General features: G+C 64.0%; 1 protein-coding gene. It reads left to right on the top strand.

What is annotated here, in order from left to right:
- On the top strand, positions 1-198 hold a 198-nt coding region (locus tag JMJ56_RS33570), incomplete at its 5' end, for a transposase (protein WP_202836172.1).
- Positions 199-211: the final 13 nt, after the last annotated feature.

Genomic DNA, 211 nt, shown 5'->3' with positions numbered 1-211 from the left:
CTCAACGGCGAGATCAAGCGTCGTACCGATGTCGTCGGCATATTCCCGAATGACGCTGCCGCTGTCAGGCTGGTCGGTGCGATCCTCCTCGAGCAGTCCGACGAATGGGCCACCCAGCGAGCCCGCTACATGATCCTGGAGACCATCGGCGCCATCAGCGATACTGCACCCGTCAGTCTGCCCGCCCTGGCATCCTGACGAGGCCCGAGCT

It is taken from the genome of Belnapia arida (assembly GCF_016773205.1).
GTDB classification, from domain to species: domain Bacteria; phylum Pseudomonadota; class Alphaproteobacteria; order Acetobacterales; family Acetobacteraceae; genus Belnapia; species Belnapia arida.
This window is presented reverse-complemented; position numbering and strand designations above follow the sequence as displayed.